Source organism: Oleomonas cavernae, from assembly GCF_003590945.1.
GTDB classification, from domain to species: Bacteria; Pseudomonadota; Alphaproteobacteria; order Zavarziniales; family Zavarziniaceae; genus Zavarzinia; species Zavarzinia cavernae.
In genome coordinates this window covers 326,983-352,286 of the sequence record NZ_QYUK01000016.1, presented here as the reverse complement: position 1 = coordinate 352,286, position 25,304 = coordinate 326,983, and the positions used below count along the sequence as shown (strand labels likewise).

Here is a 25,304-nt window from a genome sequence, read left to right as displayed (position 1 = left end):
GCTTGAGGATGTGGCCCAGGATCGCCCTCTCCGCCCTTCAGGGCGGAGAGGGCTTTTTCAGCGATTGACCTTGGCGAGGGCGTCGGCGGCGGCTTCGATCTGGGCTTCCAGGGTGGTCATGAAGGGCTCGCGGCGCAGGCCGGGCGGGATCGGGTTCAGGAATTCGACGACGATGGTGCCGGGGCGGCGCAGGAAGGTGCGGCGCGGCCAGACCTGCCCTGAATTGAGCGCGACCGGCACGCAGGGGCGGCCCAACTGGCCGTAGAGGGCGGCGACGCCCGGCTGGTAGGGCAGCTTGGCGCCGACGGCGACGCGGGTGCCTTGCGGGAAGATCAGCAGCGAATGGCCGCTGTCGGCCTCGCGCCTGGACAGGCGCACCATGTCCTTCAAGGCCTTGGCCCCGGCGGCGCGGTCGACCGGGATCATGTTGAGACGCAGGATGTACCAGCCGTAGAGCGGGATCCAGGTCAGCTCGCGCTTCAGCACCACGGCGGGAAAGCCGCAGATCGGCAGCAGGGCGATGGTGTCCCAGGCCGACTGGTGCTTGGCCGCGTAGAGCACGGCGCCCTGCGGCACGCGCTCGCGCCCGCGCACCTCGATGCGCACGCCGCAGATCACGCGAAGCGCCAGGTTGAGGCCGCTGATCCAGAACCCCGTCGCCCGCAGGATGGCCGCGCGCGGCATGACCAGCGTCGGCAAGGCGACGACGGTCATCGCGAAGGTCCACAGGTAGAAGAAGGCGTTGAACAGGCCGGAGCGCAGCCACAGGAGGGCGGTCATGGGGCGGGCTCCGGCGCAAGGGTCGGCGGTGCGGTCGGCAGGCGCGAGACCACGCTGCCGTCGCCGGGCGGCTCCAGCCCGCTCAGGCGCAGGCGCACCAGGGCCAGGATGTACTTGCCGAATTCCAAGGGTGCGGTGACCGGCGGCAGGGTGCCGCTGTCGAACACCCGCTCGGGGAAGACCGGGTGCGGCACCAGGTCGACCTGGGGCAGGGTGCGGCGCAGTTCGATCAGGGCGCGGGGCATGTGATAGGCGGCGGTGACCACACGCAGGGTATGCATGTCTTTGGCCGTGGCCCAGGCCGCCGCCTCGTCGGCATTGCCGATGGTGTTGCGCGCCTGGTAGCCGAGGTCGACGCAGCATTGGAACAGGTCGGGCGGCAGGCCGGGCAGGCGGCTGCGGATATCTTCAGGCAGGGTGTCGGTCGAGACGCCGGAGATCAGCAGCCGCTTGGCCCGGCCCTGGGTCAGCAGGACCGCCGCCTCGTCCAGGCGCAGGGCGCCGCCGGTCAGCACCACGATGCCGTCGGTCTCGCGGGTGGGATCGGCGACGCTGGTCGGGATCCGCCCCAGGAACCAGCCATAGGCGCCCAGCAGGAAGCTGAGGATCAGCAGGACGAAGCGCACGCTGCGCATCAGCCAGCCCCCGCGTTGCCGGCGTCCGTCCCCAGGACGAAATCGGCCGCCTGCCACAGGTCGTCGGCGATGCGCAGGGGCATCAGCTCGCGCGGGATGCCGGCCGCCTGGGTCGCCTGGCCCTTGCCGCAGCGCACCAGGATGCGGGCGACATCCGCCGCCTTGGCCGCTTCCAGGTCCGTCAGGGAATCGCCGATCATGACGCAATCATATGACGCAATGCCGAACCGGCGCATCGCCTCGTGCAGCATGCCGCTGCCTGGCTTGCGCCGGGGGCCGGGCACCCAGGGCGCCTCGGGCGCGTGGAGGAGGAGGTCGAGGCGGGCGCCCTCGCGCGCCAGGCGCGCCAACAGGTGCTCGTGGATGCGGGCCAGCATGGCCTCGTCGATGATGCCGCGGCCCACGGCCGGCTGGTTGGTCACCACCGCGACCTTGAGGCCCGCCTCGTTGAAGCGGCGCAAGCTGGCGGCAGCGCGCGGCAGGAGGGTGAGCTCGCCCGGGTTCCTGACGAAGTCCGGCCGGTCCTCGATCAGGACGCCGTCGCGCTCGAGCAGGACCAGGCGGGCCATCAGGTCAGCCGCCGCAGGCTGCGCCCGACCGTGACCCCGGCCGTCACCGTGGTCAGCACCGCGACCGCGACCGGGATGGCGCCCAGCGGCACCAGGGCGGCACCCAGGTCATTGAGGCTGGGCAGGAAGGGCGAATCGAGCGAGCCGGCGAATTGCGCCAGGCCGAACACGATCAGCCCGGCCAGGCCCACGCCGATGGCCCCGCCCACCAGGCCCAGCAGGAAGAAGTGGCGCTCGAACTCGCGGGCGATGGCGGCCTCGCGCGCGCCGATCTGGTGGACGATCTCGATGATGCCGAAATGCGCGGCGAGGCCCGAACGGGTGGCAAAGACGATCACCGCGGCCAGGCAGGCGGCGACCAGCGCCACGATGGCATAGGCGGCAAGTTCGATGACTTCCGCCAGCGAGGCGATCTCGTCCATGCTCTCGACCGCCGCCTCGACCCGCGCGCCCTTGACGATTGTCTCGATGCGGGTCGCCAGGCCTTGCGTATCCAGCGCGGTGCCCGGCGTGGCGACGATATCGATCAGGACGGGCAGGGGCAGGTCGGCCATCGCCGCCTGGCCGCCCAGCCAGGGTTGCAGCAGGCGTTCGATGGTCGGCGCCGGCACCACCTCGGCGGCGATGACGCCCTGGGTCTCGGCCAGCAGGTCGACCACCTCGGCGATCTTCTCCTCGTCGATGCCGCCGATCTCGGTCGCCGGCAGTTCGACCGTATAGCGGCCCGACAGTTCGGCCTGGAAGCTGGAGAGCGAGACGTCGATCGCCACCGCCCCGGCGGCGCCAAGCGTCAGCAGCAGGACCATGGTGGCGATGATCGCCGGGATCAGGCGGCTGGACAGGGCGCCGCGCGGCAGCAGGTGAAGGTGGTCGAACAGCATCGGCGGCCGGGTTCCGTCTCAGGCGGCCCGGCCGGGCCGGCTGACCGCCAGCTCGCCGCGGATCAGGCGCATCACCGGGGCACGATGACGCTCCATCATGGCAACATCATGGGTGGCGATCAGGATGGTGGTGCCGATCCGGTTGAGCTCAAGGAACAGGTGCATCAGGCGGTCGCCCATCTCAGGGTCGACGCTGCCCGTGGGCTCGTCGGCCAGGAGGAGGCGCGGACGGGCGATGACGGCGCGGGCGATGGCCACGCGCTGCTGCTCGCCGCCCGAGAGTTCGGGCGGGGTGGCGGCGATCTTGTCGGCGAGGCCCACCCAGCCCAGCAGTTCCTCGACATGGGCGTTGATCTCCATCGCCGGGCGGCGCGAGACGCGCATGGGCAGGGCGACATTGTCGAACACGCTCATATGGTCGATCAGGCGGAAATCCTGGTAGACGACGCCGATCTGGCGGCGCAGCTCGGGCAGTTGGGTGCGCGGCAGGCGCGACAGGTCCTTGCCGAACAGTTCGACCACCCCGCGCGACGGCCGGTGGGCCAGGAACATCAGCTTGAGCAGTGACGACTTGCCGGCCCCGCTCGCCCCCGTCAGATAGGTGAGCGAGCCGCGCGGCAACTCGAACGAAACGTCGCGCAGCACCTCGTGGCCGGTACCATAGCGCATCCCGACATTATCGAACCGAACCATCCCAAACGCCTGGCCATGAATGGCGGCACCATGGCATGAAGCGGCCCGGGCCGTAAAGTCGGGCCGGCCCGCCACCGTTAAGCCCTCTCCGCCCTCAGGGGGGAGAGGGTTGGGTGAGGTGGGTCGATGGCGTAAATCACGCTCTGTCCGACCCACCACCTCACCCTTCCCATCGCTTCGCGACGGGCCCCTTCCCTCTCCCCCGCAAGCGGCGGAGAGGGAGTCGTTAGCTTCTCTCGACATTGGCGGCCAAGCGGTTGATCCTGGCGAACCACTCCCTATCGTACCGCTGCGCCATGGCAGTGGTTGGCAGGGCGGGTCCCGCTCGCCTATAAACGCCGGAATGCCTTTCCCAGAACCTTGCGCATGATCCTTACCTGTCCTTCCTGCAGCACCCGTTACCTGCTGCCGCCGGCGGCGCTCAGCCCGGCGGGGCGTGAGGTGCGTTGCGCCAAATGCGGCAATGTCTGGTTCCAGGCGCCGCCGGCCGACATGCCGCGCACCGTCGACCTGACCGAGCCGGTGCGCCAGCACGGCGCCGCCGGGGTGAGCGGCGTGCCGGAGAAGATCGCCAACCTGCCCGGCCCCCCGCGGCCGCGCCGCCGCGCCGGCGCCGTGGGCTGGCTGCTCTTCGTCGTGATTCTGGCCGGCGCCCTGGGCGCCGCCGCCCTGTACCGCGACCGTGTGGTGGCGGCCTGGCCGCCGGCGGGCAAGCTCTACGAACTGGTCGGCCTGCGCGTTGCGGCCTATGGCCTGGTCCTGGCCGAGCCGGTGACCGAGCGCAGTAGCGAAGGCGGCTCGGAAATCCTCACCGTGTCGGGCACCGTGCGCTCCACCCTGGAGGGCGAACGGCCGGTGCCGCCCCTGTGGGTCAGCCTGCTCGACGACCAGGGCCGCGTGCTGCGCCGGGAAATGGCGATCCCCGAGCCTGCCGTGGTCGGCGCCGGGGCGCAGGTTCAATACAAGGTGCGCTTCGCGGCACCGCCCCACGAGGCGACCAAGGTTGCCGTCACCTTCGGAGAGACCCCATGACCCGGACCGTGGCCCGCGGCAAGCCTGTCCGCGTGCTGTTCGACGCGGCGACCATCGCAAGGCGCGTCGACGAGCTGGCCCAGGAAATCATCGCCAAGCTGGGCACCGATTTCGTCGCCATCCCCGTGCTGAAAGGCAGCTTCGTCTTCGCCGCCGACCTCTTGCGCGCGCTCCACGCCCATGGCGCGGAGGTCGAGGTCGACTTCGTCATGCTCTCGTCCTATGGCGACGGCAGGGTGAGCTCCGGCCAGGTGACGATCCAGCGCGACATCGGCGTCTTCGTGCGCGACAAGAAGCTGCTGCTGATCGACGACATCCTCGAATCGGGCCGCACCCTCTCCTTCGCCAAGGACCTGATGGCCGCGCGCGGCGCCAAGGTGACCTTGTGCGTCCTCCTGGACAAGCCCAAGCGGCGCGAGAATGCGCTGAGCGCTGAATACGTCGGCTTCGAATGCCCCGAGCGTTTCGTCGTCGGCTATGGCATGGACGTCGCCAACTGCTTCCGCGAACTGCCCTTCATCGGCGTCGTGGACGACTGAGCGGGCCGGGCGCGGATGGCACGGGTGCTGGTGGCTGAAGACGAACCCGCCGTCGCCCATTTCATCGCCCGCGCGCTCGATACCGCCGGCCACACCGTGGTCCTGGTCCAGGACGGTGGCGCTGCCTACGGCCTCGTCACCGCCGAACGCTTCGACCTGCTGCTCTCCGACATCCGCATGCCGGTGATGGACGGCATCGCTCTGGCCCTGGCGGTGAGCGCCGAGCAGCCCACCCTGCCGATCCTGCTGATGACCGGCTATACGGAAGAATACGAACGCGCCGGCGACCTCGAAGGCCTGGTCGCAGGCATGCTGCTGAAACCCTTCACCCTGGCGCAACTCCGCGCGGCGGTGGAAAAGGCGCTGGGGCGCTAGGCTCGCTATTCGCTCCGGCGGGTGGCTGATGCCTTACCCGATCGGGCGAGGGCGAGAAAGCGGTCCCGGACGAGGCGGAAAAAGCCCGGTGGCAGGAAGCCGTAGGCGAAACCCTGTTTGCTATCGCCGGGAACGGGGCGAATGTCGGGTCCTGGCCAGGCAAACAGATTGGCCTCGTCGACCACGACCCAGGATCTTTCGCCGTCGAGACGCAGCCGCTGCTTGACCAATCGCGGGATTTCGATGGCTGCCTGGTCGCGACCGGGTTCGGCGTGGGTCACGGGCAGGACATAAACCTGCAGTTCGCCCTCCCGGTCGCGATGGGCGATGACGACCGCGCAAGGACGATCCTTCAGCCCTTCTTCCAGGCCGGCGTCGGCCTCCCGGCCCCAGAGATAGGCATAGCGGATGACCAGGCCCGGCGTGGGAACCGGCAAGGTCACGGCTTGTCGTCGGCCAGTTCAGCGTCGAGATAATCGTATTCCGCCGGAACCTCGGCCTTGCTGATCAGGGCGATCTCTTCGTCGGTCAGCTCCCCCGCCCGGATCACCCGCCGGTCCCGGCGTTTGAGGCGGGCATATTCCTCCGCTGAAAGGACGACAAGCCGGTCGCGGCCATTCTTGGTGATGGTCAGCGGTTCGGTCAGTGCCCGGTCCGCCAAGCTGCCGTATCGTTTGATGAATTCGGCGGTGGTCACGCGCATTGTAGCGGTCCCGATCATTCGAAGAATATGAATACTCCGAATTATACAGAGTTCGGCCCATATGCAAACCCGCACGGCCATCGATCGCTGCCCTTCACCCTGGCGCAATTGCGCGCGGCGGTGGAAAGGGCGCAGGCGCGCTAGGCTGGCGCGTGGATCGGGCGTAGGCTGGCCGGGCTCATCCTTAGGAGGTTCGACATGGCCCGTGTGCTGGTGGTCGAAGACGAAACCTCGGTCGCGCAGTTCATCGCCCGCGCGCTGGACACCGCCGGCCACAATGTGGAACTGGCCGAGGATGGCGGCATCGGCTATCGCCTGGCCATGGACGAGCATTTCGACCTGCTGATTTCCGACATCCGCCTGCCGGTGGTGGACGGCATTGCGCTGGCGCTCGCGCTCAGCGGCGACCAGCCGGCCCTGCCGATCCTGCTGATGACCGGCTTCTCCGACAAGTTCGAGCACGCGACCGACCTCGACGAGTTCACCGCCGGCCTGCTGCTCAAGCCCTTCTCCCTGAACGAGTTGCTCGACGCGGTCGACGGCGCGCTCGCCCGCTGAGCGCCGGCCCTCACGCCGGCGGGATGAACGGCTGCTGGACGGCCAAGAACGCCGGCAGCGCCTCCAGCCGCGCGGCATGGGCGGCGAGGGCGGGATAATCCGCGACCCGCGCCACGTCGCCATGAACCTCGGCCAGGAACCGCAGCACCACGGCGACGGCGATATCGGCATGGCCGATGCGAGGCCCGAACCAGTACTCGCCCGCCCGCCCGGCCCGATCGGCTTCCAGCGCGCGCAGCACGCCGGTGATCTGCGCCCGGCACCGCTCGACCCAGACCGGCGACACCTGCGCATGCAGCCGCTGCTCATAGAACAGGCTCACCGCCTTGTCGGCCAGCCCGGTGGCCAGCCCCGCCACCGCCATCGCCTGGCGCCGCGCCGGCTGCGCTGCCGGGAACAGGGCCTGTTCCACGGGGACCAGGCCATCGAGGTAATCGAGGATGCCATGGCTGTCGACCAGCACCGCGCCATCGTCCAGCACCAGCGTGGGCACCCGGCCCAACGGGTTATACGCCCGCACCTTCTCCCCATCCCCGAACGCCGACCACGGCCGGTGCTCATAGGGCAGATCGTAGAGGGTGAGCGCAATGCCGACCCGGCGCACGAAGGGGGAGTCGAATTGGCCGATGAGGATCATGGGAGAAACCGCTGTTGGGAACGCTCAGCGTGTCATAACCTAAGAGGAGCCGGAAGGGCGGGAGATTGTTGTGGGAGCATTCTGTCCATTCGCTGCGAGGGGCGTGCCGATTTGCACTAAGAGCCGAAGTCGGGACGTCGGCTGTTGAAGGGAGGGTCCACCCAGCGCCAGGGGTCGGACTTGTGCCCGCAGCGATCAGCTGACATTCAGCCTAGGGTATTGTTACTATCTACGCGGAAACTCGCATTTAGTGCGAATTTCGCGAATTGGAAAAACTTGATGGGCGGTGTTTATGAGTATATTATAACTGTCTAAATTCGCAGTTTTTGATAATCCAAGCGTATGGACAAACATTTGTCTAGTTTACCGCAGGGGCGCGCCCAACTTGTCCAGGTGCTCGTTGCAGCTGGCGATGTGATCCATATCGACGACGTTGCTGCGACTCTGCATCTGACCCGTACGAGCGCCGCCCAACGCCTGTCACGATGGATGGAGCAAGGCTGGCTAAGCCGTGTCGGACGCGGCGCCTATGTGGCAGCCTCCATCGACACGCTAGGTTCCGAGCGCGTGCTTGATGATACGTGGGTACTGGTGCCGGCGCTCTTCGCGCCTGCTTACATCGGGGGCCGTACGGCCGCGGAGCATTGGGACCTCACCGAGCAGATTTTCAAAGACGTCTTGGTCATGACCGCGCAGGCCGTGCGGGAGAAGCGTCAGGAACGTCACGGCGTTCCATTCATCCTCAAGCACGTCGATGAACGGAAGATATTCGGCACCAAGCCGGTCTGGCGGCATCAAACCCGGGTTGCCGTTTCCGACGTTCACCGTACGATGATCGACATCCTCGACGATCCGTCTCTTGGCGGCGGCATTCAGCACGTTTCCGACTGTCTGAATGCCTATTTACGTCGACCTGATCGCGATGACGCGAAGCTTATCGATTACGCGATCCGTTTCGGTAATGGGGCCGTCTTTAAGCGCCTTGGTTTCCTCGCAGAGCGGCGCCTGCCAGGCACGGACGAACTCGTTCAGCTCTGCCAACACCGTCTGAGCGGAGGTCATGCCAAGCTGGACCCGGCACTCGCTTGTCCGCGCATCGTCTCGAAGTGGCGCCTGCGCATCCCTGAAAGCTGGGCGCGCGAGAACCAGCCATGATCGAAAAACGCGAACTCCTTGCCATCGCAAAGCAGACATCCCTCACGCCTCATGTCGTCGAGAAAGACTATGTGTTGGGCTGGATGCTCGCAGGCATTTACAGCCACGAGGAGCTTGTTGAGAATTGGGTGTTCAAGGGTGGCACCTGCTTGAAGAAGTGCTTCTTCGAGACCTATCGCTTCTCCGAAGACCTCGATTTCACGCTGCGCGACGAAGGTCACCTTGACAAAGAATTCTTGAAACGCGTCTTCGCCGAGATCGGTGAGTGGATTTATGACGAGACTGGCATCGAAGTGCCGGCCGCCCGCCAGGAGTTTGATATCTACCAGAACCCGCGCGGCACCATCTCCTGCCAAGGCAAGATCAGCTACAAAGGCCCTATCTCGTCGAGCCACGGCTTGCCCCGGATCAAACTCGATTTGACCGCCGACGAACGGATCGTCCTGTCGCCCATTCAGACGCAGATTTTCCACCCGTACTCGGACGCCCCCGAGGACGGGATCAGCGTGCTTGCCTATGACTATGTCGAGGCCTTCGCAGAGAAGTTCCGCGCGCTGGCCGAGCGCACGCGACCGCGTGACCTCTACGACGTCGTGAACCTCTATCGGAACACCGAGGCGCGGCCGGAGCCGCGGCGCTTCGTCGAAGTTCTGCGCCAGAAGTGTGAGCATAAGGGTATAGGCTTGCCGCAAATCGCGGACCTGGAACTACACCGCGAGGAGTTGGAGGCGGGGTGGGTTCACATGCTGGACCATCAGCTTCCCGCACTGCTTCCGGTGGCCGCCTTTTGGGATGCGCTTCCAGAAATCTTCGATTGGCTGCATGGCCAGGCGATTCCTGCGCTCGCGGCCATGCCGATTGGCGGAACCAGTATGCTAATCCGCGACCGAATCGTTGGTCTGCCTGTCGGTACTTCCGGTCAAGGCTACATTGAGGTCATAAGGTTTGCCGCCGCCAATCGGCTTCTTGTGGAAATCGACTACCGAGACCAGCAAGGGAAACGGTCAACGCGGCTCATCGAGGCCTACTCACTACGCCGAACGCAGGCCGATGACGTTCTTCTCATGGCCGTGCGCTCTGACAACGGCGAGCCGCGCAGCTACCGTGTCGATAGCATCCTTGGCGCCAAGCCAACACAGACGACCTTCACCGCGCGCTATCCGATAGAGTTGACGCCGACAGGCACAGAGTCAATCCCGCGCAAATCCAGCACGCCACGCATAACAACACAACGGGCTGGCGCTTGGCCGAGCCCGACGGCAGGTCGCTCTTCAAGTCGTGCCGGCTTGAGCACGGCGAGCGGGCCAACCTACGTTTTCAAATGCTCGGTCTGTGGGAAAACCTTCAACAAGAAGACCTACGACGGCTCCCTCAACCCGCATAAGAACCGCAAGTCCGGCTTCCAATGCTACGGTACCTTCGGCACGTATGTGACGACCAAATACTAGACTAAGGCTCGGACCCCTTCGGCCTCAGCGCGCTCCGACGGCCTGTTAAGGGTCAGGAACAGAATCCTCCTGTTCCCCCATCACCCCCTCAAAACCGCTCCAGCAGCCGGTTGATGTAATCCAGCTCGTCCTGGCTCCTGCTGCGATCCCCGGCGCGGCGCTGCAATTCCATCAGGATATCCCTCACTCGCTTGGCCTCGGCTTCGGTGGGCACCCTCACGTCGTCGCCGGTGCCGAAGTCGCGGGCGGGGCGGGGCCTCCCTAAGGGGTCGCGGTCGGTGCCGGCGCGGCCTTGGCCGCCGGGCCCTGGCCGGGGTCGGTGCCCAGTTGGCGGGCCATTTCCTCGCTCAAGGCGCCCATGCCTTCGCGCAGGGCGCTCAGGGCCTCGCCCTGGGCTTGCGCCGCGGCACCGGGGTTGTTGCCTTCCAGGGCGCCCTGGGCCTGGCCCATGGCCTGGTCGGCCCGGGCGAGCGCATCGGGCAGGGGCACGCCGGCCTCGCCCAACTGGCGCAGCAAATCGCCCAGTTGCTGGCGCAGGGCTTCCTGGTCGGCGGCCATCTGGCCCATGCCGCCGGGCTGGCCATTGCGCCCGGGTTGGCCGCCCTGGCCCGGCTGGCTGCCCTGGCCGGGGCGGGGCTGGCCCTGCTCGCCGGGCATGGCGCCGTCGCCCTGCTGGCGCTGCTGCTCGGCAAAGGCGCGGTCGCGCAACTGCTGCTGCTGGCGCAGCATCTGGCCCAGTTCGTTCAGGCCCTGGTTCATCGATTGGGCCTGGCTGCCCGGCTCCATCATCGACTGCATGGCCTGGAGGTTTTCCAGCATCTCGCGCAGGTCCGAGAGCATGCGCTGGGCTTCCTCGCGCGAGCCGCTTTCGGCGGCGCGCTGGGCCTCGTCCAGCATGCGGGCCAGGTCCTCGCTGGTGATCATCTGGCCGTTGGGCATGGCCTGGGCGGCGTCGGGGTCGATGCCGCGGCGCATCGCCTCCTCGGTCATGGCCTGGAGGTATTCGCTCATGGCGGCGCGCAGGTCGTCCATCAGGCGGGCGATCTCGGCATCCGAGGCGCCGTTCTGCAAGGCCTGCTCCAGCGCCTCCTGGGCGGCGCGCAGGGCGGCCTCGGCCCCGGCCACGCGGCCCTCCTCGAGGTCGAGCGCCAGGTCCCACAGCAGGTCGACCATGGCGGCGTCGGTCTCGGGCGCGGCATGGCGCACCAGGGTGATGGTGGCGACATCGAGGGCGAGGAACACCGCCAGACGGCCGCCATAGGCTTGGGGTTCGTCGGCGATGCCGGCCAGGGCCTGGGCCACGGCGCGGCGCTGGGTCGGGTTGGCGACCAGGCGCTTGCGCTGGGCGATCACGGCGCGGGCCACCGGATTGCGGAAATTGCGCTCGGGCAGGGCGATGGTGACGGGGGCGGATCGCGCCACCTGGCCGATGGCATCGGTCGCGGTCAATTCGGCGATCACGTCCAGCCCGGCCCAGGGGTGGGCGGTCAGGTCCTTGAACACCGTGCCCTTGGCCTCGGGCCGGCCGGTGCTGCCGCCTAGCGGCACCACCACCAGGGGCTCGACGCCGGGGCGGCCGGGGCCGCCTAAGCGCAGGCGCAGGGCGACGCTGGCGACGCCGTAATCGTCATGGGCCTCGAAGGCGATGCGTAAGGACCGCCGTTCGCTGGCGCCCAGCGGGGCGGGGAAGCCCACGGTGGGCGGCGCGTCGGCGATCACCTCGATCGGCCAGGCGGCCAGCTCGCTGCCATCGTCCAGCAGGCGCAACAGGCTGCCCGCGGTCACGGTGGTCTCGCCGGCGAAGGTGCCCGGCTCGATCTGTTCCAGGTCCCGGGCCTCGTCGTCGATCGCGATGGCGCCGGCGACGGTGCCGTAAAGCCGGGCGATGACGCTGGCACCCGCGGGCACGCGTAGCCCCAAGCCGGGTGCCGCCCCCTGGGCCCCCAGGTAGACCGGGGGCAGGCGGGTATAGCCGGGCGGGGTGATCCAGGCGGTAAAGCCGGTGGCCTCGCCGCCGCCGCCCGCCCCGCCCCGGCCGAAATGGGGCACCAGGGCTTGTCCTAAGCGCGAGGCGGCCAGCGGCCCGGCGGCCACGCCGGTCACCACCAGGGCCAGGATCACGGCGGCGCGCAGGGCATAGGGGTCGTGGCGGAACAGCTCAGGGGAAGGCGCCTTCACCCGCAGGCCGTCCACCCGGGCGGCGGCCCGGGCGCGGTGGCTGTGCCACAGGGCGTGGGTCATCGGGTCGTCGCCGTTGTCCAGGCCTAGGCTGTCGTCCAGCACCTCCAGCGCCCGGTGGGGCACCGCATTGTCGGTCTCCAGGCGGCGGCGGGCGCGCTCGCGCGCCGGCAGGGCCAGGGCCTCGGGCACCCGGCGCCAGGCCCACAGCAGCCACAGGCCGAACAGGCCCAGCGTCATGGCATGGATGGTGGCGGGCAGGCGCTCGATCACGCCGGCCCAGGCCAGGGCCACGAACAGGCCGGCGACGCCCAGGCCCGGCCACAGGGCGGGCCACAGCGCCTCCCACCACAGGGCGAGGCGGGCGGCGGCGAGACGGCGGCCGAAGCGCGCGTTGCTGGTCTCGCCCGCCATGGCCTCAGGCCCCGCTGTCGGCCGGCGTCAGCCAGCCGGGCAGGTGGTCGAGCGCGATGATCCGCTCCGCCGGGACACGCTCGCGCACCACGGCAAAGCGGTCGTCCTTCACCAGCACTTCGGGGATCAGCGCGCGGGTATTGTAGGTCGAGGCCATGACGGCGCCGTAGGCCCCGGCCGAGAGCAGGGTGACCAGGTCGCCCGCCTTGACCGGCGCCATCGGCCGGTCCAGCGCCAGGAAATCGCCGGTCTCGCACACCGGGCCGACCACGTCGACCTGGGTGGTGACGGCATCCGGGTCGGCCGCGACCACGGGCAGGACGCCGTGATAGGCCTCGTACAGGGTGGGTCGGATCAGGTCGTTCATCGCCGCATCCACGATCACGAAGGTCTTGGCGGTGGCCTTCTTGACATAAAGCACCTTGGCTACGAGCACGCCGGCATTGCCGACCAGCAGGCGCCCCGGCTCCAGGATGATAGCGCAACCCAGGTGCCCTGTCGTCCGCTTGACGATATCGGCGTAATTGGTCGGCTCGGGCGGGACCAGGCGATTCTCCTCATAGGGAATGCCAAGGCCTCCCCCTAAATCCAGGCGCTCGATCTTGTGGCCGTCACCGCGCAGCGCGGTGACCAGTTCGGCAACCTTCCTGAACGCCGCCTCGAAGGGTTCCAGCGCGGTCAACTGGCTGCCGATATGGACATCGACGCCCACCACCTTCACGCCGGGCAGGGCGGCGGCGCGGGCATAGACGGAACGCACCCGCTCCCAGGCGATGCCGAACTTGTTTTCCGCCTTGCCGGTGGAAATCTTGGCATGGGTCTTGGCATCCACGTCCGGGTTCACGCGGATGGTGATGGGGGCGACCGCGCCCTTGGCCGCGGCCACGGTCGAGAGCAGTTCCAGTTCCGGCTCGCTCTCGACATTGAACTGGTGGATGCCGGCCTCTACGCCCGCGGCCATCTCCTCGGCCGTCTTGCCGACGCCGGAGAAGACCACGCGGGCGGGCGGCACGCCGGCGGCAAGCGCCCGCTTCAGCTCGCCGCCGGAAACCACGTCGGCCCCGGCGCCCAGGCGGGCCAGGGTGGCGATCACCGCCTGGTTGGAATTGGCCTTCAGGGCATAGCAGACCAGGGCCTTCTGGCCGGCGAAGGCATCGGCGAAGACCCGGTAGTGCCGCTCCAGCGTGGCGGTCGAATAGCAGTAGAACGGCGTGCCGACTTGGGCCGCGATCGCCTCCAGCGATACGCCCTCGGCGTGGAGGCGGCCGTCGCGATACTCGAAGTGATTCATCGGCGGGCGGTCTCTTACGGCAGCGGGCGGGTGGTGGGAATCGGGAAATCCTGCTCGGGCGTCGACGGCTGGCTGGGCCGCGCCGTCTCGGGCACCGGCTGCGTGGCGGTCGAGCCGGACGGGCGCGTGGGCGCGCCGCGCTTGCCGCAGGCCGCCGGCAAGGCGGCGGCGGTGACGATCAGCAGGCAGGCAACGAGTTTCTGGAGCGTCATCGACTGAAATCCTGAACGTTACAGGCCGAGGCGGGCGCGGGCGGCGGCGATCTGGGTTTTGACCCCGCTGGGCGCCGTGCCGCCGAAGCTGACCCGGCTGGCCACCGAATTCTCGACCGACAATACCGCGAATACATCCGCCGAGATACGCGGCTCGATCCCCTGCATGTCGGCGAGGCTCAGGGCATCGAGCGTGATGCCCCGGGTCTCGGCCAGCTTGACGATGCGGCCGGTGACGTGGTGGGCCTCGCGGAAGGGCAGGTTCAAGGTCCGCACCAGCCAGTCGGCCAGGTCGGTCGCGGTCGAGAAGCCGCTGCCGGCGGCGGCGTGCAGGGCGACGTCGTTGGGGGTCAGGTCCGCGACCATGCCGGCCATGGCGGCGACCACCAGCTCGATCGCGTCGGCGGCGTCGAAGGTCGGCTCCTTGTCTTCCTGCATGTCCTTGGCATAGGCGAGCGGCAGGCCCTTCATGACGATCAGCAGGGTGTTCAGGGCGCCGATGATGCGGCCGACCTTGGCACGCGACAACTCGGCCGCGTCGGGGTTGCGCTTCTGCGGCATGATCGACGAGCCGGTGGTGAAGGCGTCGGTCAGGGTCACGAAGCGGAACTGCGCGCTGGTCCAGATCACCAGTTCCTCCGCCAGGCGCGACAGGTGGACGCCCAGGATCGAGGCGGCGGCGAGGTATTCGAGCGCGAAATCGCGCGAGGAGACCGAATCGAGCGAATTGGCCGTGGGCCGGTCGAAGCCCAGGGCCTTGGCGGTCAGGTGGCGGTCGATGGGAAACGAGGTGCCGGCCAGGGCGGCGGCGCCCAGCGGGCACTCGTTCAGGCGCACCCGTGCATCGCGCAGGCGGCCCAGGTCACGCTCCAGCATGGCGACATAGGCCATCAGGTGGTGGCCGAAGGTGATGGGCTGGGCGACCTGCAGGTGGGTGAAGCCGGGCATGATCACCTCGGCATGAGTCGCGGCCTTGTCCAGCAGGGCGGCGACGAGGCCCATGGTCAGGGCGCTGAGCCGGTCGATCGCGTCGCGCACCCACAGGCGGAAATCGGTCGCCACCTGGTCGTTGCGCGAGCGTGCCGTGTGCAGCCGGCCGGCGGCGGGGCCGATCAGCTCGGCCAGGCGCGCCTCGATATTCAGGTGGATGTCTTCCCGATCCTTGCGAAAGGCGAAGCTGCCTTGCTCGATCTCGGCCTTGACGCGGTCGAGCCCGGCCGCAATTGATGCGCCGTCCTCGTTCGTCAGGATGCCGGTCGCCACCAGCATCTGGGCGTGGGCCTTCGAGCCCTGGATGTCCTGGGCGTAGAGCTTGCGGTCGAAATCGATCGAGGCGTTGATGCGCTCCATGATTTCCGCGGGGCCGCGCTCGAAGCGGCCGCCCCACATGGTGTTGGAGGCGTTCGGGGTCTGGGTCGTCTGGTCGTCGGACATGGATGAAACTGCGCTGTTGGTCACGGCCGGCATGCCGCCCTGGGAGAGTTGAACATGAGATTGGTGCCGGTAGTCGCGATGATCGTCTTGGTGGCGGCGGTGGCCGGGGCGGTCGCCGTCTGGTGGCCCGCCGGTACGAGCACCCGTCAGGCCGCCTTGCCGGCAGGAATGCCGGACTTTATCGCGGCCGACCCGGCGAAGCCAGCGCCAGCGACGGTGTTCAAGGATGGCGCCGGCGCCGACATCACCCTGGGCGCCCTCAAGGGCGAGATCCTGGTGGTCAACCTGTGGGCGACCTGGTGCGCGCCCTGCATCGAGGAACTGCCCTCCCTGGCCAAGCTGGCCGAGGCGACCCGGGGCCAGGGCATCAAGGTGGTGGCGATCTCCGTCGACCGGGCCGACCAGGCGGTGGTGCGCAAGTTCCTGGACGCCAACCAGGCCCGGGGCCTGGAAGCCTTCCACGACGAGGGCATGGCGCTGGCCCGCGATCTAGGGGTCAAGGGCCTGCCCACCACGGTGATCATCGGCGCCGACGGCACCTGGCGGGGCAGCCTGGTCGGCCCGGCCGACTGGGCCTCGCCCGCGGCGCTCGACTTCCTGCGCGGCTTCAAGGCCGGCTAGTCAGCGCCTTGGACAAGCGCCGTGCGTCCTTCGAGACGCCGCCTTTGGCGGCTCCTCAGGATGAGGAGATTTTGTTTGCCATAAAGATTGTCCTCATCCTGAGGAGGCCCGAAGGGCCGTCTCGAAGGACGCACCATGGATCAGCCAATCAGGGTGGGGGGCGCAACGGTGCCTTGGCGGCGGCGCGGGCGCGGCGGCCGCGCCGGGTCGACCGCTCCTGCCGTTCGGCCTGGCGGCCCAGCCGGTTGAACAGCAGGCCGGCCAGCACCATCAGCAGGGCCCCGGCCATCACCGGAAAGCCCAGGAAGGCCCAGCCGGGATCGGTCATGGCGATGACGATCGGCAGGCCCGCGGCCGGCGGGTGCACGGTCTGCGACAGCATCATCAGGAACATGGCCAGCCCCACCGCCGGGATCGGCGCCCAGGGGCCGGAGCCCAGCAGGGCGCAGACGGCCAGGCCGCACAGGCCGGCGATGAGGTAGCCGCCCAGCACGTTGCGCGGCTGGGCGAAGGGGACCTGGGGAAAGCCGAAGATCAGCACCCCGGTCGGCCCGAAGGTGGCCAGCAGCAGGGGGTGTCCCGACCATTCGCCGATCGCGACGGCACCCAGAATCGCGATCATCGCCCCGATCGAGGCGACCAGGGCGAACTTCCAGCTCGCCCGCCGGACGATGATGACGCGGAACCGGGCGATCCGCCTGGGCAGGTGTCGGGGATTGAAGCGCTCCGGGAACCGCATCCCTTATTCTCTAGGGTGCGGCTCCCGGGATCGCAATGGCCTTAAGGCGCGATCAGGCTTCGGGCGTCAGGTCGGTCGACCACAGCTTGGCGCCGGCGGTGTCCATCAGGGTCACGGTCATGGCCTTGGTCTTGCCGTCGATCTTCACATGGCCGAAGAACTGATAGCCGGCCGACGGCGGCAGGTTCACCTGGCCCGCGGGCGGCGCTTTCACGAACTTCACTTCCGGGCCGAAGGTCGCGTCCAGCGCGTTGGGGCCGAAGGTGCCGGCGTTGAGCGGGCCCGAGACGAATTCCCAGAACGGCTTGAAGTCCTGGAACTGCGCCTTGTTGGGGTCGTAGTAGTGGGCCGCGGTGTAGTGGACGTCGGCGGTCAGCCAGACCACGTTCTTGATGTCCTTCTCCTTGATGTAGGCGAGGACGCGGGCGATCTCCAGCTCGCGGCCCTTGGCGGTGCCGTCCTCGCCGTTGGCGATCGCTTCCCACTGGGCGCCGTCGGGCACCTTCAGGCCGATCGGCATGTCGGCGGCGATGACCTTCCAGGTCGCCTTGGAGGCCAGGAGCTGGCGCTTCAGCCACAGGATCTGCGAGTCGCCCAGGAAGGCGGTGTCGGCGCTTTCTTCCGTTTGCAGGTTCGCGGTGTTGGGGCCGCGGAACGAGCGCATGTCGAGGAAGAACACGTCGAGCGACGGGCCATAGGGGATGTGGCGGTTGATGCGCTTCTGGCCCGCGTCGGTCACCGGCAGCATCGGCATGTAGTCGAGGAAGGCGCGCTTGGCACGGGACGCCAGCAGGGCGACGCGCTTCACCGTGTAGCGGGTGTCGCTGCCGGTGTTGGTCAGGATCTCGCTGGGATACCAGTTGTTGGTGGTCTCGTGGTCGTCCCACTGGGCGAACATGGGCACCCGGGCATTGAAGGCCTTCAGGTTGTCGTCCATCAGATTGTACTTGTAGGCGATGCGGTACTCGTCGAGCGTCTCGGCAACCTTGTGCTTGCCCTCCAGGGTCAGGTTCCGCCAGGTGGAGCCGTCGGGCAGCGCCACTTCGGCCAGGATCGGGCCGTCGGCATAGATGGTGTCGCCGGAATGGATGAAGAAGTCCGGGGACATGCGGTTCATGGTCTCGTAGATCGTCATGCCGCCGATGTCGGGGTTGATGCCCCAGCCCTGGCCGCAGGTGTCGCCCGACCAGGTGAAGGTAACGTCACGCGCGGCTTCCGGCGCCGTGCGGAAGCGGCCGATCACCGGGTTGGAGACGGCATTGACATCGTCGATGTTGGTCCAGGCGGCGCGCCAGTAGATCTGCTGGCCGGCCGGCAGGCCCTGCGCGATCACCTGGGCGGTGAAGTCGCTCTCGGGCAGGGCGTCGACGGGGGCGAGGCTGGTCGGGCTGGCGAAGTCGCTGGTGGTCGCCCATTGCACGTTCAGGCGGGCCGGACGGTCGGCCCGGGCCCACAGGGCCGCGCGGTCGCCGACGATGTCGCCGGTCTGCAGGCCGTGGGTGAAGCGGGGCCGGGCCGATGCCGCGAAGGCACGGAAGGGCTGGGCGGTTGCGATGGCGCCGGCACCGATCAGGGCGCTGCGCGCGATCAGGCCGCGCCTGGTCATGATAAAGCGGTTATCTTGGTCCGACATGAACGCCTCCGGTTACTTGGGGAACCGGGAGCGACCCTAACGGAATAAGTTTTCCTGATTGTCTCGACCGCGTTAAATTCGTGTGAAGGTTTTACGGCAAATGGGGCCGGGCGCGCCGCGCGCCCGGCCCCCTCCACCTCAGACCAGGGAGAAGTCCGAGAGGGAGAGCTCGAGAGGCTTGTCGGTCAGGACGGCGAACTGGGTGAGGGTGTCGGTGTCGCCCTCGTGGAAGTAGAGGCGGCCCGAGGTGGTCTGGTAGAAGAACACGTCGCCGGTCAGCCCGGTGGCGGCGGTGCCGTTGACCACGCTGACCACGCCCTCGATGCCGAAGCCCGCCAGGTCGACCTGGAGCAGGTCGCCGGCCTCCCAATCCTCGACACGGTCGTAGCCTTCGCCCAGGGCGTGGAACACGAAGGTGTCCTCGCCCAGGCCGCCGAACAGCCGGTCGGTGCCGGCGCCGCCGTCCAGGGTGTCGTTGCCGTCGTCGCCCTTCAGCGTGTCGTCGCCGATGAGGCCCGTCAGGATGTTGTCGATGGCATTGCCGGTGATCGTGTTGGCCAGGCCGTTGCCGTTGCCGTCCGCGGCGCTGTCCGTCAGGGCCAGGATCTCGACATTGTCGGTCAGCGTGTAGGAGACCGAGGCGGAGACGCGGTCGCTGCCCTGGCCGGCCAGTTCGGTGACCACGTCGCCCAAATCGTCGACATAGTAGCTGTCGCCGCTGCCGCCGCCCGCCATGGCGTCGGCACCCGCGCCGCCCACCAGGCGATCGGCCCCGTCGCCGCCCACCAGCGTGTCGTTGCCGTCGCCGCCGACCAGCTCGTCGGCGCCGCGGCCGCCGTCGATCGTGTCGTTGCCGGCCCGGCCTTCCAGCTTGTTGGCCGAGGCGCTGCCGATCAGCTCGTCGTCGAAGGCGGTGCCGACGATGCCCTCGATATCACGCAGCGTGTCGCCTTGCGCATCGCCACCTGAATTGGTGCGCAGGTCCAGGTTGACGAAGATGGCCTGGTTCGAGCCGGTGTAATAGGCCCGGTCGAAGCCGTCGCCGCCCTGGATGAAGTCGGCGCCCTGGCCGCCGGTCAGCAGGTCGTCGCCGGCGTTGCCCACCAGCCGGTTGTCGGCCGCATTGCCCACCAGCGAGTCGCCGAAGACCGAACCCGTCAGGTTCTCGAAGCCGCTCAACGTGTCACCCAGGGCCTCGCCGGCCGTGCCCCTGCCGGTTGCCAGGCTGACCGAGACGCCCGCCAGCGCCGAGGCATAGCTCGCGGTGTCGATGCCCAGCCCGCCGGTCAGTGCATCGGCACCGGCGCCGCCTTCCAGGCGGTTGTCGGCGCCGTCGCCGGCCAGCGTATCGTCAAAGGCGGAGCCGATCAGGCTCTCGAACCCGCTGAAGCTGTCGCCCTCGGCATCGCCGCCGCTGCCCGGCCCGCCGCCGATGGTGACGGAGACCCCGACGAGCGAGTCGCGATAGTCGAGGGTGTCGAAGCCGTCGCCGCCGGCCAGGATGTCAGCCCCGGCGCCGCCGCGCAGCGTGTCGTCGCCGTCGCCGCCGGACAGCACGTTGACCCCGCCGTCGCCGGTCAGGGCATCGGCAAAGTTCGAGCCGATCAGGTTCTCGAAGTTCAGCAGCGTGTCGTTCTGCGCCTCGCCGCCGGTCGCCATGCCGTTGACCGCGGCGGTGACGCCGGCACTCGACCCGGCGAAGCTCGCCGTGTCGATACCGTTGCCGCCGTCCAGGCTGTCTCGCCCGGCGCCGCCGACGATGAAGTCGTCACCGTCGAAGCCCTGGATGATGTCGTCGCCGTCCAGGCCCAGGAGGGTGTTGTTGACCGCGTTGCCGATGATCGAGTTGTCGAGCGCATTGCCCGTGCCGTCGGCCGCACTGCCGGTCAGTTCCAGGATCTCCAGGTTGTCGCCCAGGACATAGGAACCCGATGCATTCACCCGGTCCCGGCCTTCGCCCGCCAGTTCGTTGACCACGTCGCCGGCTTCGGTCACCTCGTAGGTGTCATCACCGGTGCCGCCGGTCATGGTGTCGATCCCGGCTTCGCCCAGCAGGCTGTCGTTACCGTCGCCGCCGGTCAGGCTGTCGTTGTCATTGCCGCCGAACAGCGTGTCGTCCCCGCCGCCGCCCGCCAGCGTGTCGATGCCGTCGCGGCCTTCCAGGCGGTTCAGCCCCGCGTCGCCGGTCAGGCTGTCGTCGAAGGACGAGCCGACAAGGTATTCGATGCTGGTCAGCACGTCGCCGTCGGCATCGCCGCCGGCGGCCGTACCGGCACCCAGGTCGACCGTCACCGCCGCGGCGGAGCCGACATAGGCCGCCCGGTCCATGCCCGCGCCGCCGGCCAGCGTATCGGCCCCGGCGCCGCCCACCAGGTTGTCGTCGCCATCGCCGCCGTCCAGGACATTGGCGCCGGCATCGCCGGTCAGGGCGTCGCCGAAGGCGGAGCCCAGCACATTCTCCATGCTGGAGAAGCTGTCCCCCGTGGTGTGGCTGCTGCCGTTGGCGGTCCCCGCCGACAGATCGACCTGCACGGCGGCATCAGCACCCTGGTAGGACAGCGTGTCGCTGCCGTTGCCGCCCTGCATGATGTCGGCGCCGGCGCCGCCCTCCAGCGTGTCGTCGCCGTCGCCGCCCGCGAGCACGTTGGCACCGGCATCGCCGGCCAATGTGTCGGCGAAGGCGGAACCGGTCAGGTTCTCGATGCCGCTGAGCACATCGCCCGCGGCATCGCCGCCCGAGCCGGCGCCGTTGACCGTGACATTCACGGCGGCGGCGGAGGTCGAATAGTCGGCCGTGTCGGTGCCATTGCCGCCGGCCAGCGTGTCGGCGCCGGCGCCGCCGCGCAGGGTGTCGTTGCCGTTGCCGCCGGTGAGCCCGTTGGCGCCCGCGCTGCCGACGATGGTGTCGTTGAAGTTCGAGCCGGTCACATTCTCGATGCCGCTGAGCGTATCGCCTGCGGCATCGCCGCCGCTGCCGGTACCGGTCAGCAGGTTGACCGCGACGCCGGCTGTGGAATTCAGATAGGAGGCCGTATCCGTGCCGTTGCCGCCGATGATCTGGTCGGCGCCGGCACCGCCGTGCATCGAGTCGTCCCCGTCGCCGCCATTGAGCACATTGACGCCCGCGCTACCCGTCAGCGTGTCGTTGAAGGCGGATCCGAGCAGGTTCTCGATGCTGGAGAACGTGTCGCCCGCGGCGTCGCCGCCCGCCGCCGCCCCGCTGTTGAGGCTGATGGACACCGCAGCGGCCGAGGCCGCGTAGCTGGCCGTGTCGCTGCCGTTGCCGCCGATCAGCGCGTCGGCGCCGGCGGCGCCGCGCAACGTGTCATCGCCGTCGCCGCCGGTCAGCACATTGGCGGCGGCATCGCCGGTCAGCGTGTCGTTGAAGGCGGACCCGACCAGGTTCTCAATGCCGGAGAGCGTGTCGCCCTGGGCATCGCCGCCCGATCCCGTACCGTTGACCGTGACGGTGACGCCGGCGGCGGAGGCCGCATAGTCGGCGGTGTCGATGCCGTTGTCGCCCGCCAGCGCGTCGGCGCCGCCCAGGCCGCGCAGGGTGTCGTTGCCGTTGCCGCCGCCCAGGCCATTGGCGGCGGCATCGCCGATGAGCGTGTCGTTGAAGGCCGACCCGGTCAGGTACTCGATGCCGCTGAGCACGTCGCCCTGGGCGTCGCCACCCGATGCCGCGCCGTTGACGGTGACATTGACCGCCGCGGCGGAGGTCGAGTAGTTGGCCATGTCGATGCCGTTGCCGCCAGCGAGAACATCGGCCCCGCCCTGGCCGATCAGCGTGTCGTTGCCGTCGCCGCCGGTCAGCGTGTTGGCACCGGCATCGCCGGTCAGAATGTCGTTGAAGGCGGAACCGGTCAGGTTCTCGATGCCGCTCAGCACGTCGCCCGCGGCATCGGCGCCCGCGGCGGCGCCGTTGACGGTGACGGCGACCGCGGTGAGGGATGCCGAATAGTCGGCCGTGTCGCTGCCGTTGCCGCCGGCGAGGGTATCGGCGCCGGTGCCGCCGCGCAGGGTGTCGTTGCCGTCGCCGCCGCTCAGGACGTTGGCCGCGGCATTGCCGACCAGCGTGTCGGCGAAGGCCGACCCGGTCAGGTTCTCGATGTTGCCCAGCGTGTCGCCCGCTGCATCGCCGCCCGCTGCGGCGCCGTTGACCGTGACAGTGACGGCCGCGGCGGAGGTCGAATAGTCGGCCGTGTCGGTGCCGTTGCCGCCCTGCAGATTGTCGGCGCCGGCACCGCCGCGCAGCGTGTCATCGCCGTCGCCGCCGCCCAGGCCGTTGGCGCCGGCATCGCCGATGAGCGTGTCGTTGAAGGCCGAGCCGGTCAGGTTCTCGATCGAGTCCAGGTTGTCGCCCTGGGCGTCGCCGCCCGACCCGTGCCGTTGACCGTGACGGTGACGCCGGCGGCCGATGTCGAGTAGCTGGCCGTGTCGATGCCGACGCCCCCGCTGAGGTAGTCAGCCCCGCCGCCGCCGCGCAGCGTGTCGTCGCCATCGGCCCCGAGCAGCTCGTTGGACCCGGCATCGCCAACGAGCGTGTCATTGAAGGCCGATCCGATCAGATCCTCGATGCCGCTCAGGACGTCGCCGGCGGCATCGCCGCCCGACGCCGCGCCATTGATGGTCACATTGACCGCCGCGGCGGATGCCAAATAGCTAACCAGATCGATGCCGTTGCCGCCTTGAAGGATGTCGGCGCCGCCCAAGCCGATCAGTGTGTCGTTGCCGTCGCCGCCGGTCAGCGTATTGGCCCCGGCATCGCCGGTCAGAATGTCGTTGAAGGCCGACCCGGTCAGATTCTCGATACCGCTGAGCACGTCACCCGCGGCATCGCTGCCCGAGGCCGCACTATTGACCGTGACGTTGACGGCCGCGGCGGCGCTCGCATAGCTGGCCGTGTCGATGCCGTTGCCGCCGGTCAGGGTGTCGGCGCCAGCGCCGCCGGTCAGGGTGTCGTTGCCGTCGCCGCCGCTGATCGCATTGGCGCCCGCGCTGCCGACGATGGTGTCGTTGAAGTTCGAGCCGGTCACGTTCTCGATGCCGCTGAGGGTGTCGCCTGCGGCATCGCCGCCGCTGCCGGTACCGGTCAACAGGTTGACCGCGACGCCGGTTGTGGAATTCACATAGGAGGCCGTATCCGTGCCGTTGCCGCCGATGATCTGGTCGGCACCGGCACCGCCGTGCATCGCGTCGTCCCCGTCGCCGCCATTGAGCACATTGACGCCTGCGCTGCCCGTCAGAATGTCGTTGAAGGCCGACCCGAGCAGGTTCTCGATGCTGGAGAACGTGTCGCCCTGGGCGTCGCCGCCCGCCGCCGACCCGCTGTTGAGGCTGACGGACACCGCGGCGGCCGAGGCCGCGTAGCTGGCCGTGTCGGCGCCGTTGCCGCCGATCAGCGCGTCGGCGCCGGCGGCACCGCGCAGCGTGTCATCGCCGTCGCCGCCGGTCAGCACGTTGGCGGCGGCATCGCCGGTCAGGGTGTCGTTCAGGGCGGATCCGAGCAGGTTCTCGATGCCGCTGAGCGTGTCGCCCTGGGCATCGCCGCCCACGCCGCCACCGTTCACGGTGACAGTGACGCCGGCGGCGGACCCCGCGTAGCTGGCCGTGTCGGTGCCGTTGCCGCCGGCGAGGACATCGGCGCCGCCCAGGCCGGTCAGCGTATCGTTGCCGTCGCCGCCGGTCAGCAGGTTGGCGACGGCATCGCCGGTGAGCGTGTCGTTGAAGGCCGAGCCGGTCAGGCTCTCGATGCCGCTGAGCACGTCGCCCGCGGCGTCGCCGCCCGATGCCGGGCCGTTGACCGTGACATTGACGGCGGCGGCGGAGGTCGAGTAGTTGGCCGTGTCGCTGCCGTTGCTGCCGATCAGCACGTCGGCGCCGGCGGCACCGCGCAGGGTGTCGTTGCCGTCGCCGCCGGCCAGGGTATTGGCGCCAGCATCGCCGGTGAGGGTGTCGTCGAAGGCGGAACCGCTCAGGTTCTCGATGCCGGAGAACGTATCGCCCTGGGCATCGCCGCCCGACGCCGACCCGCTGTTGAGGCTGACCGACACCGCGGCGGCCGAGGCCGCGTAACTGGCCGTGTCGATGCCGTTGCCGCCCTGTAGTGCGTCGGCGCCGGCAGCGCCTCGCAGCGTGTCGTCGCCGTCGCCGCCGGCCAGGGTGTTGGCGCCGGCATCGCCGGTCAGGCTGTCGTTGAAGGCGGACCCGAGCAGGTTCTCGATGGCGGTCAGCGTGTCGCCCTGGGCGCCGTTGCCCGTGTTTACATTGGTCGTCATGTTGACCGTCACGGCGCCTGCCGAGGAGGCATAGCTGGCCGTGTCGATCCCGTTGCCGCCGTTCAGCGTGTCGGCGCCGCCCAGGCCCTCCAAGGTGTCGTTGCCGTCATTGCCGGCGAGGACGTTGTCGCTCCCCGTGCCGGTCAGGAGGTCGTTGAAGTTGCTGCCGGACACGCTCTCGACGGCGTTGAACGTATCGCCTGCGGCATCGCCGCCGCTGGCGGCGCCGGTCAACAGGTTGATCGTGACGGCCGCTGTGGAATTCACATAGGACGCCGTATCCGTGCCGTTGCCGCCGATGATCTGGTCGGCACCGGCACCGCCATGCATCGCGTCGTTCCCGTCGCCGCCATTGAGCACATTGACGCTCGCGTTACCCGTCAGCGTATCGTTGAGGGCGGACCCGAGCAGATTCTCGATGCTGGAGAACGTGTCGCCCTGGGCATCGCCGCCCGACGCCGACCCGCTGTTGAGGCTGACCGACACCGCGGCGGCC

Annotated in this window: 23 protein-coding genes and 2 pseudogenes; 7 read left to right on the top strand and 18 right to left on the bottom strand. The window is 68.8% G+C overall.

The annotated features are described in order from the left end of the window. Positions 1 to 57: 57 nt before the first annotated feature. Genes D3874_RS26920 through ftsE form a run of 5 tightly spaced genes read right to left on the bottom strand, consistent with a single transcriptional unit; the run spans position 58 to position 3,558 of the window. Complete coding sequence (locus D3874_RS26920) at positions 58 to 780, bottom strand: lysophospholipid acyltransferase family protein (protein WP_119782780.1); 723 nt, start codon at positions 778 to 780, stop codon at positions 58 to 60. Then, a complete protein-coding gene (locus tag D3874_RS26915; protein WP_119782779.1) occupies positions 777 to 1,415 on the bottom strand; it encodes a YdcF family protein in 639 nt (212 codons plus the stop codon). The genes D3874_RS26920 and D3874_RS26915 overlap by 4 nt, the downstream gene beginning before the upstream one ends. Further along, a complete protein-coding gene (locus tag D3874_RS26910) occupies positions 1,415 to 1,984 on the bottom strand; it encodes a D-glycero-alpha-D-manno-heptose-1,7-bisphosphate 7-phosphatase (protein ID WP_119782778.1) in 570 nt (189 codons plus the stop codon). The genes D3874_RS26915 and D3874_RS26910 overlap by 1 nt, the downstream gene beginning before the upstream one ends. Further along, positions 1,984 to 2,865, bottom strand: a complete 882-nt coding sequence (locus D3874_RS26905) for a cell division protein FtsX (protein WP_119782777.1) — start codon at positions 2,863 to 2,865, stop codon at positions 1,984 to 1,986. Before D3874_RS26905 ends, D3874_RS26910 begins: the two co-directional genes overlap by 1 nt. A gap of 18 nt (positions 2,866 to 2,883) precedes the next feature. Beyond that, positions 2,884 to 3,558 (bottom strand): cell division ATP-binding protein FtsE, encoded by a 675-nt coding sequence (gene ftsE / locus D3874_RS26900; RefSeq protein ID WP_119782776.1) that lies wholly within the window; start codon positions 3,556 to 3,558, stop codon positions 2,884 to 2,886. Between the two features lie 366 nt (positions 3,559 to 3,924). On the opposite strand from ftsE, the gene D3874_RS26895 reads away from it, so the two are divergent. Genes D3874_RS26895 through D3874_RS26885 form a run of 3 tightly spaced genes read left to right on the top strand, consistent with a single transcriptional unit; the run spans position 3,925 to position 5,504 of the window. Continuing rightward, positions 3,925 to 4,590, top strand: a complete 666-nt coding sequence (locus D3874_RS26895; RefSeq protein ID WP_119782775.1) for a DUF3426 domain-containing protein — start codon at positions 3,925 to 3,927, stop codon at positions 4,588 to 4,590. Continuing rightward, the gene (gene hpt / locus D3874_RS26890; protein WP_119782774.1) at positions 4,587 to 5,129 is read left to right on the top strand and encodes a hypoxanthine phosphoribosyltransferase; all 543 of its coding nucleotides are present in this window, start codon (positions 4,587 to 4,589) and stop codon (positions 5,127 to 5,129) included. Before D3874_RS26895 ends, hpt begins: the two co-directional genes overlap by 4 nt. Before the next feature lie 24 nt (positions 5,130 to 5,153). Then, positions 5,154 to 5,504 (top strand): response regulator, encoded by a 351-nt coding sequence (locus D3874_RS26885; RefSeq protein ID WP_199699380.1) that lies wholly within the window; start codon positions 5,154 to 5,156, stop codon positions 5,502 to 5,504. Positions 5,505 to 5,509: 5 nt separating this feature from the next. Here the strand turns inward: D3874_RS26885 and D3874_RS26880 are convergent, their stop codons facing one another. Further along, on the bottom strand, positions 5,510 to 5,947 hold the full coding sequence (locus D3874_RS26880) for a hypothetical protein (protein ID WP_119782772.1): 438 nt from the start codon (positions 5,945 to 5,947) through the stop codon (positions 5,510 to 5,512). After that, entirely contained in the window at positions 5,944 to 6,207 is a 264-nt protein-coding gene (locus D3874_RS26875; RefSeq protein WP_119782771.1) for a type II toxin-antitoxin system prevent-host-death family antitoxin, read from the bottom strand. The genes D3874_RS26880 and D3874_RS26875 overlap by 4 nt, the downstream gene beginning before the upstream one ends. Positions 6,208 to 6,405: 198 nt before the next feature. Between D3874_RS26875 and D3874_RS26870 the strand changes: the two genes are divergently transcribed. Further along, positions 6,406 to 6,765 carry a response regulator gene (locus D3874_RS26870; protein ID WP_119782770.1) on the top strand — a complete coding sequence of 120 codons (360 nt, stop codon included), beginning with the start codon at positions 6,406 to 6,408 and terminating at the stop codon, positions 6,763 to 6,765. 10 nt (positions 6,766 to 6,775) lie between these two features. Here D3874_RS26870 and D3874_RS26865 read toward each other — a convergent pair whose 3' ends face one another. Beyond that, on the bottom strand, positions 6,776 to 7,402 hold the full coding sequence (locus tag D3874_RS26865; RefSeq protein WP_119782769.1) for a glutathione S-transferase family protein: 627 nt from the start codon (positions 7,400 to 7,402) through the stop codon (positions 6,776 to 6,778). 342 nt (positions 7,403 to 7,744) lie between these two features. Between D3874_RS26865 and D3874_RS26860 the strand changes: the two genes are divergently transcribed. Both D3874_RS26860 and D3874_RS26855 read left to right on the top strand, forming a co-directional pair. Next, the gene (locus D3874_RS26860) at positions 7,745 to 8,557 is read left to right on the top strand and encodes a type IV toxin-antitoxin system AbiEi family antitoxin domain-containing protein (protein WP_119782768.1); all 813 of its coding nucleotides are present in this window, start codon (positions 7,745 to 7,747) and stop codon (positions 8,555 to 8,557) included. Continuing rightward, a complete protein-coding gene (locus tag D3874_RS26855) occupies positions 8,554 to 10,005 on the top strand; it encodes a nucleotidyl transferase AbiEii/AbiGii toxin family protein (protein WP_119782767.1) in 1,452 nt (483 codons plus the stop codon). Before D3874_RS26860 ends, D3874_RS26855 begins: the two co-directional genes overlap by 4 nt. An 88-nt stretch (positions 10,006 to 10,093) precedes the next feature. Here D3874_RS26855 and D3874_RS31420 read toward each other — a convergent pair. From D3874_RS31420 to argH, 5 genes and pseudogenes are all read right to left on the bottom strand, one after another. Next, positions 10,094 to 10,255, bottom strand: a pseudogene (locus tag D3874_RS31420) (DUF4175 family protein); the annotation flags it as partial. A gap of 11 nt (positions 10,256 to 10,266) precedes the next feature. Then, positions 10,267 to 12,597, bottom strand: coding sequence for a TIGR02302 family protein (locus tag D3874_RS26845; protein ID WP_119782766.1), 2,331 nt, complete (start codon positions 12,595 to 12,597; stop codon positions 10,267 to 10,269). Positions 12,598 to 12,601: 4 nt separating this feature from the next. Further along, positions 12,602 to 13,888: a diaminopimelate decarboxylase gene (gene lysA, locus D3874_RS26840; protein ID WP_119782765.1), complete on the bottom strand. Its 1,287-nt coding sequence runs from the start codon at positions 13,886 to 13,888 to the stop codon at positions 12,602 to 12,604. A gap of 14 nt (positions 13,889 to 13,902) precedes the next feature. Further along, positions 13,903 to 14,100, bottom strand: coding sequence for a hypothetical protein (locus D3874_RS26835; RefSeq protein WP_119782764.1), 198 nt, complete (start codon positions 14,098 to 14,100; stop codon positions 13,903 to 13,905). An 18-nt stretch (positions 14,101 to 14,118) separates the two neighbouring features. Beyond that, entirely contained in the window at positions 14,119 to 15,534 is a 1,416-nt protein-coding gene (argH, locus tag D3874_RS26830) for an argininosuccinate lyase (RefSeq protein WP_119782763.1), read from the bottom strand. Between the two features lie 54 nt (positions 15,535 to 15,588). Between argH and D3874_RS26825 the strand changes: the two genes are divergently transcribed. Continuing rightward, complete coding sequence (locus D3874_RS26825; RefSeq protein WP_119782762.1) at positions 15,589 to 16,155, top strand: TlpA disulfide reductase family protein; 567 nt, start codon at positions 15,589 to 15,591, stop codon at positions 16,153 to 16,155. Positions 16,156 to 16,303: 148 nt separating this feature from the next. Here D3874_RS26825 and D3874_RS26820 read toward each other — a convergent pair whose 3' ends face one another. The 5 genes and pseudogenes from D3874_RS26820 to D3874_RS26800 form a co-directional block, all read right to left on the bottom strand. Continuing rightward, positions 16,304 to 16,894, bottom strand: coding sequence for an HPP family protein (locus D3874_RS26820; RefSeq protein ID WP_119782761.1), 591 nt, complete (start codon positions 16,892 to 16,894; stop codon positions 16,304 to 16,306). 52 nt (positions 16,895 to 16,946) lie between these two features. Further along, a complete protein-coding gene (locus D3874_RS26815; protein ID WP_119782760.1) occupies positions 16,947 to 18,527 on the bottom strand; it encodes an alkaline phosphatase D family protein in 1,581 nt (526 codons plus the stop codon). Positions 18,528 to 18,665: 138 nt separating this feature from the next. Then, on the bottom strand, positions 18,666 to 22,418 hold the full coding sequence (locus tag D3874_RS26810) for a beta strand repeat-containing protein (protein WP_119782759.1): 3,753 nt from the start codon (positions 22,416 to 22,418) through the stop codon (positions 18,666 to 18,668). A 90-nt stretch (positions 22,419 to 22,508) separates the two neighbouring features. After that, a pseudogene (locus tag D3874_RS32315) lies at positions 22,509 to 22,835 on the bottom strand (calcium-binding protein); the annotation flags it as partial. Between the two features lie 26 nt (positions 22,836 to 22,861). Continuing rightward, a complete protein-coding gene (locus D3874_RS26800) occupies positions 22,862 to 25,294 on the bottom strand; it encodes a beta strand repeat-containing protein (protein ID WP_119782758.1) in 2,433 nt (810 codons plus the stop codon). Between the last annotated feature and the right edge of the window lie 10 nt (positions 25,295 to 25,304).

Excerpts from the sequence above, each read along its gene's own strand:
- D3874_RS26920 (WP_119782780.1), bottom strand. The coding sequence starts at position 780 with ATGACCGCCCTCCTGTGGCTGCGCTCCGGCCTGTTCAACGCCTTCTTC.
- D3874_RS26915 (WP_119782779.1), bottom strand. The coding sequence starts at position 1,415 with ATGCGCAGCGTGCGCTTCGTCCTGCTGATCCTCAGCTTCCTGCTGGGC.
- D3874_RS26910 (WP_119782778.1), bottom strand. The coding sequence starts at position 1,984 with ATGGCCCGCCTGGTCCTGCTCGAGCGCGACGGCGTCCTGATCGAGGAC.
- D3874_RS26905 (WP_119782777.1), bottom strand. The coding sequence starts at position 2,865 with ATGCTGTTCGACCACCTTCACCTGCTGCCGCGCGGCGCCCTGTCCAGC.
- ftsE (WP_119782776.1), bottom strand. The coding sequence starts at position 3,558 with ATGGTTCGGTTCGATAATGTCGGGATGCGCTATGGTACCGGCCACGAG.
- D3874_RS26895 (WP_119782775.1), top strand. The coding sequence starts at position 3,925 with ATGATCCTTACCTGTCCTTCCTGCAGCACCCGTTACCTGCTGCCGCCG.
- hpt (WP_119782774.1), top strand. The coding sequence starts at position 4,587 with ATGACCCGGACCGTGGCCCGCGGCAAGCCTGTCCGCGTGCTGTTCGAC.
- D3874_RS26875 (WP_119782771.1), bottom strand. The coding sequence starts at position 6,207 with ATGCGCGTGACCACCGCCGAATTCATCAAACGATACGGCAGCTTGGCG.
- D3874_RS26870 (WP_119782770.1), top strand. The coding sequence starts at position 6,406 with ATGGCCCGTGTGCTGGTGGTCGAAGACGAAACCTCGGTCGCGCAGTTC.
- D3874_RS26865 (WP_119782769.1), bottom strand. The coding sequence starts at position 7,402 with ATGATCCTCATCGGCCAATTCGACTCCCCCTTCGTGCGCCGGGTCGGC.
- D3874_RS26860 (WP_119782768.1), top strand. The coding sequence starts at position 7,745 with ATGGACAAACATTTGTCTAGTTTACCGCAGGGGCGCGCCCAACTTGTC.
- D3874_RS26855 (WP_119782767.1), top strand. The coding sequence starts at position 8,554 with ATGATCGAAAAACGCGAACTCCTTGCCATCGCAAAGCAGACATCCCTC.
- D3874_RS26845 (WP_119782766.1), bottom strand. The coding sequence starts at position 12,597 with ATGGCGGGCGAGACCAGCAACGCGCGCTTCGGCCGCCGTCTCGCCGCC.
- lysA (WP_119782765.1), bottom strand. The coding sequence starts at position 13,888 with ATGAATCACTTCGAGTATCGCGACGGCCGCCTCCACGCCGAGGGCGTA.
- D3874_RS26835 (WP_119782764.1), bottom strand. The coding sequence starts at position 14,100 with ATGACGCTCCAGAAACTCGTTGCCTGCCTGCTGATCGTCACCGCCGCC.
- argH (WP_119782763.1), bottom strand. The coding sequence starts at position 15,534 with ATGTCCGACGACCAGACGACCCAGACCCCGAACGCCTCCAACACCATG.
- D3874_RS26825 (WP_119782762.1), top strand. The coding sequence starts at position 15,589 with ATGAGATTGGTGCCGGTAGTCGCGATGATCGTCTTGGTGGCGGCGGTG.
- D3874_RS26820 (WP_119782761.1), bottom strand. The coding sequence starts at position 16,894 with ATGCGGTTCCCGGAGCGCTTCAATCCCCGACACCTGCCCAGGCGGATC.
- D3874_RS26815 (WP_119782760.1), bottom strand. The coding sequence starts at position 18,527 with ATGTCGGACCAAGATAACCGCTTTATCATGACCAGGCGCGGCCTGATC.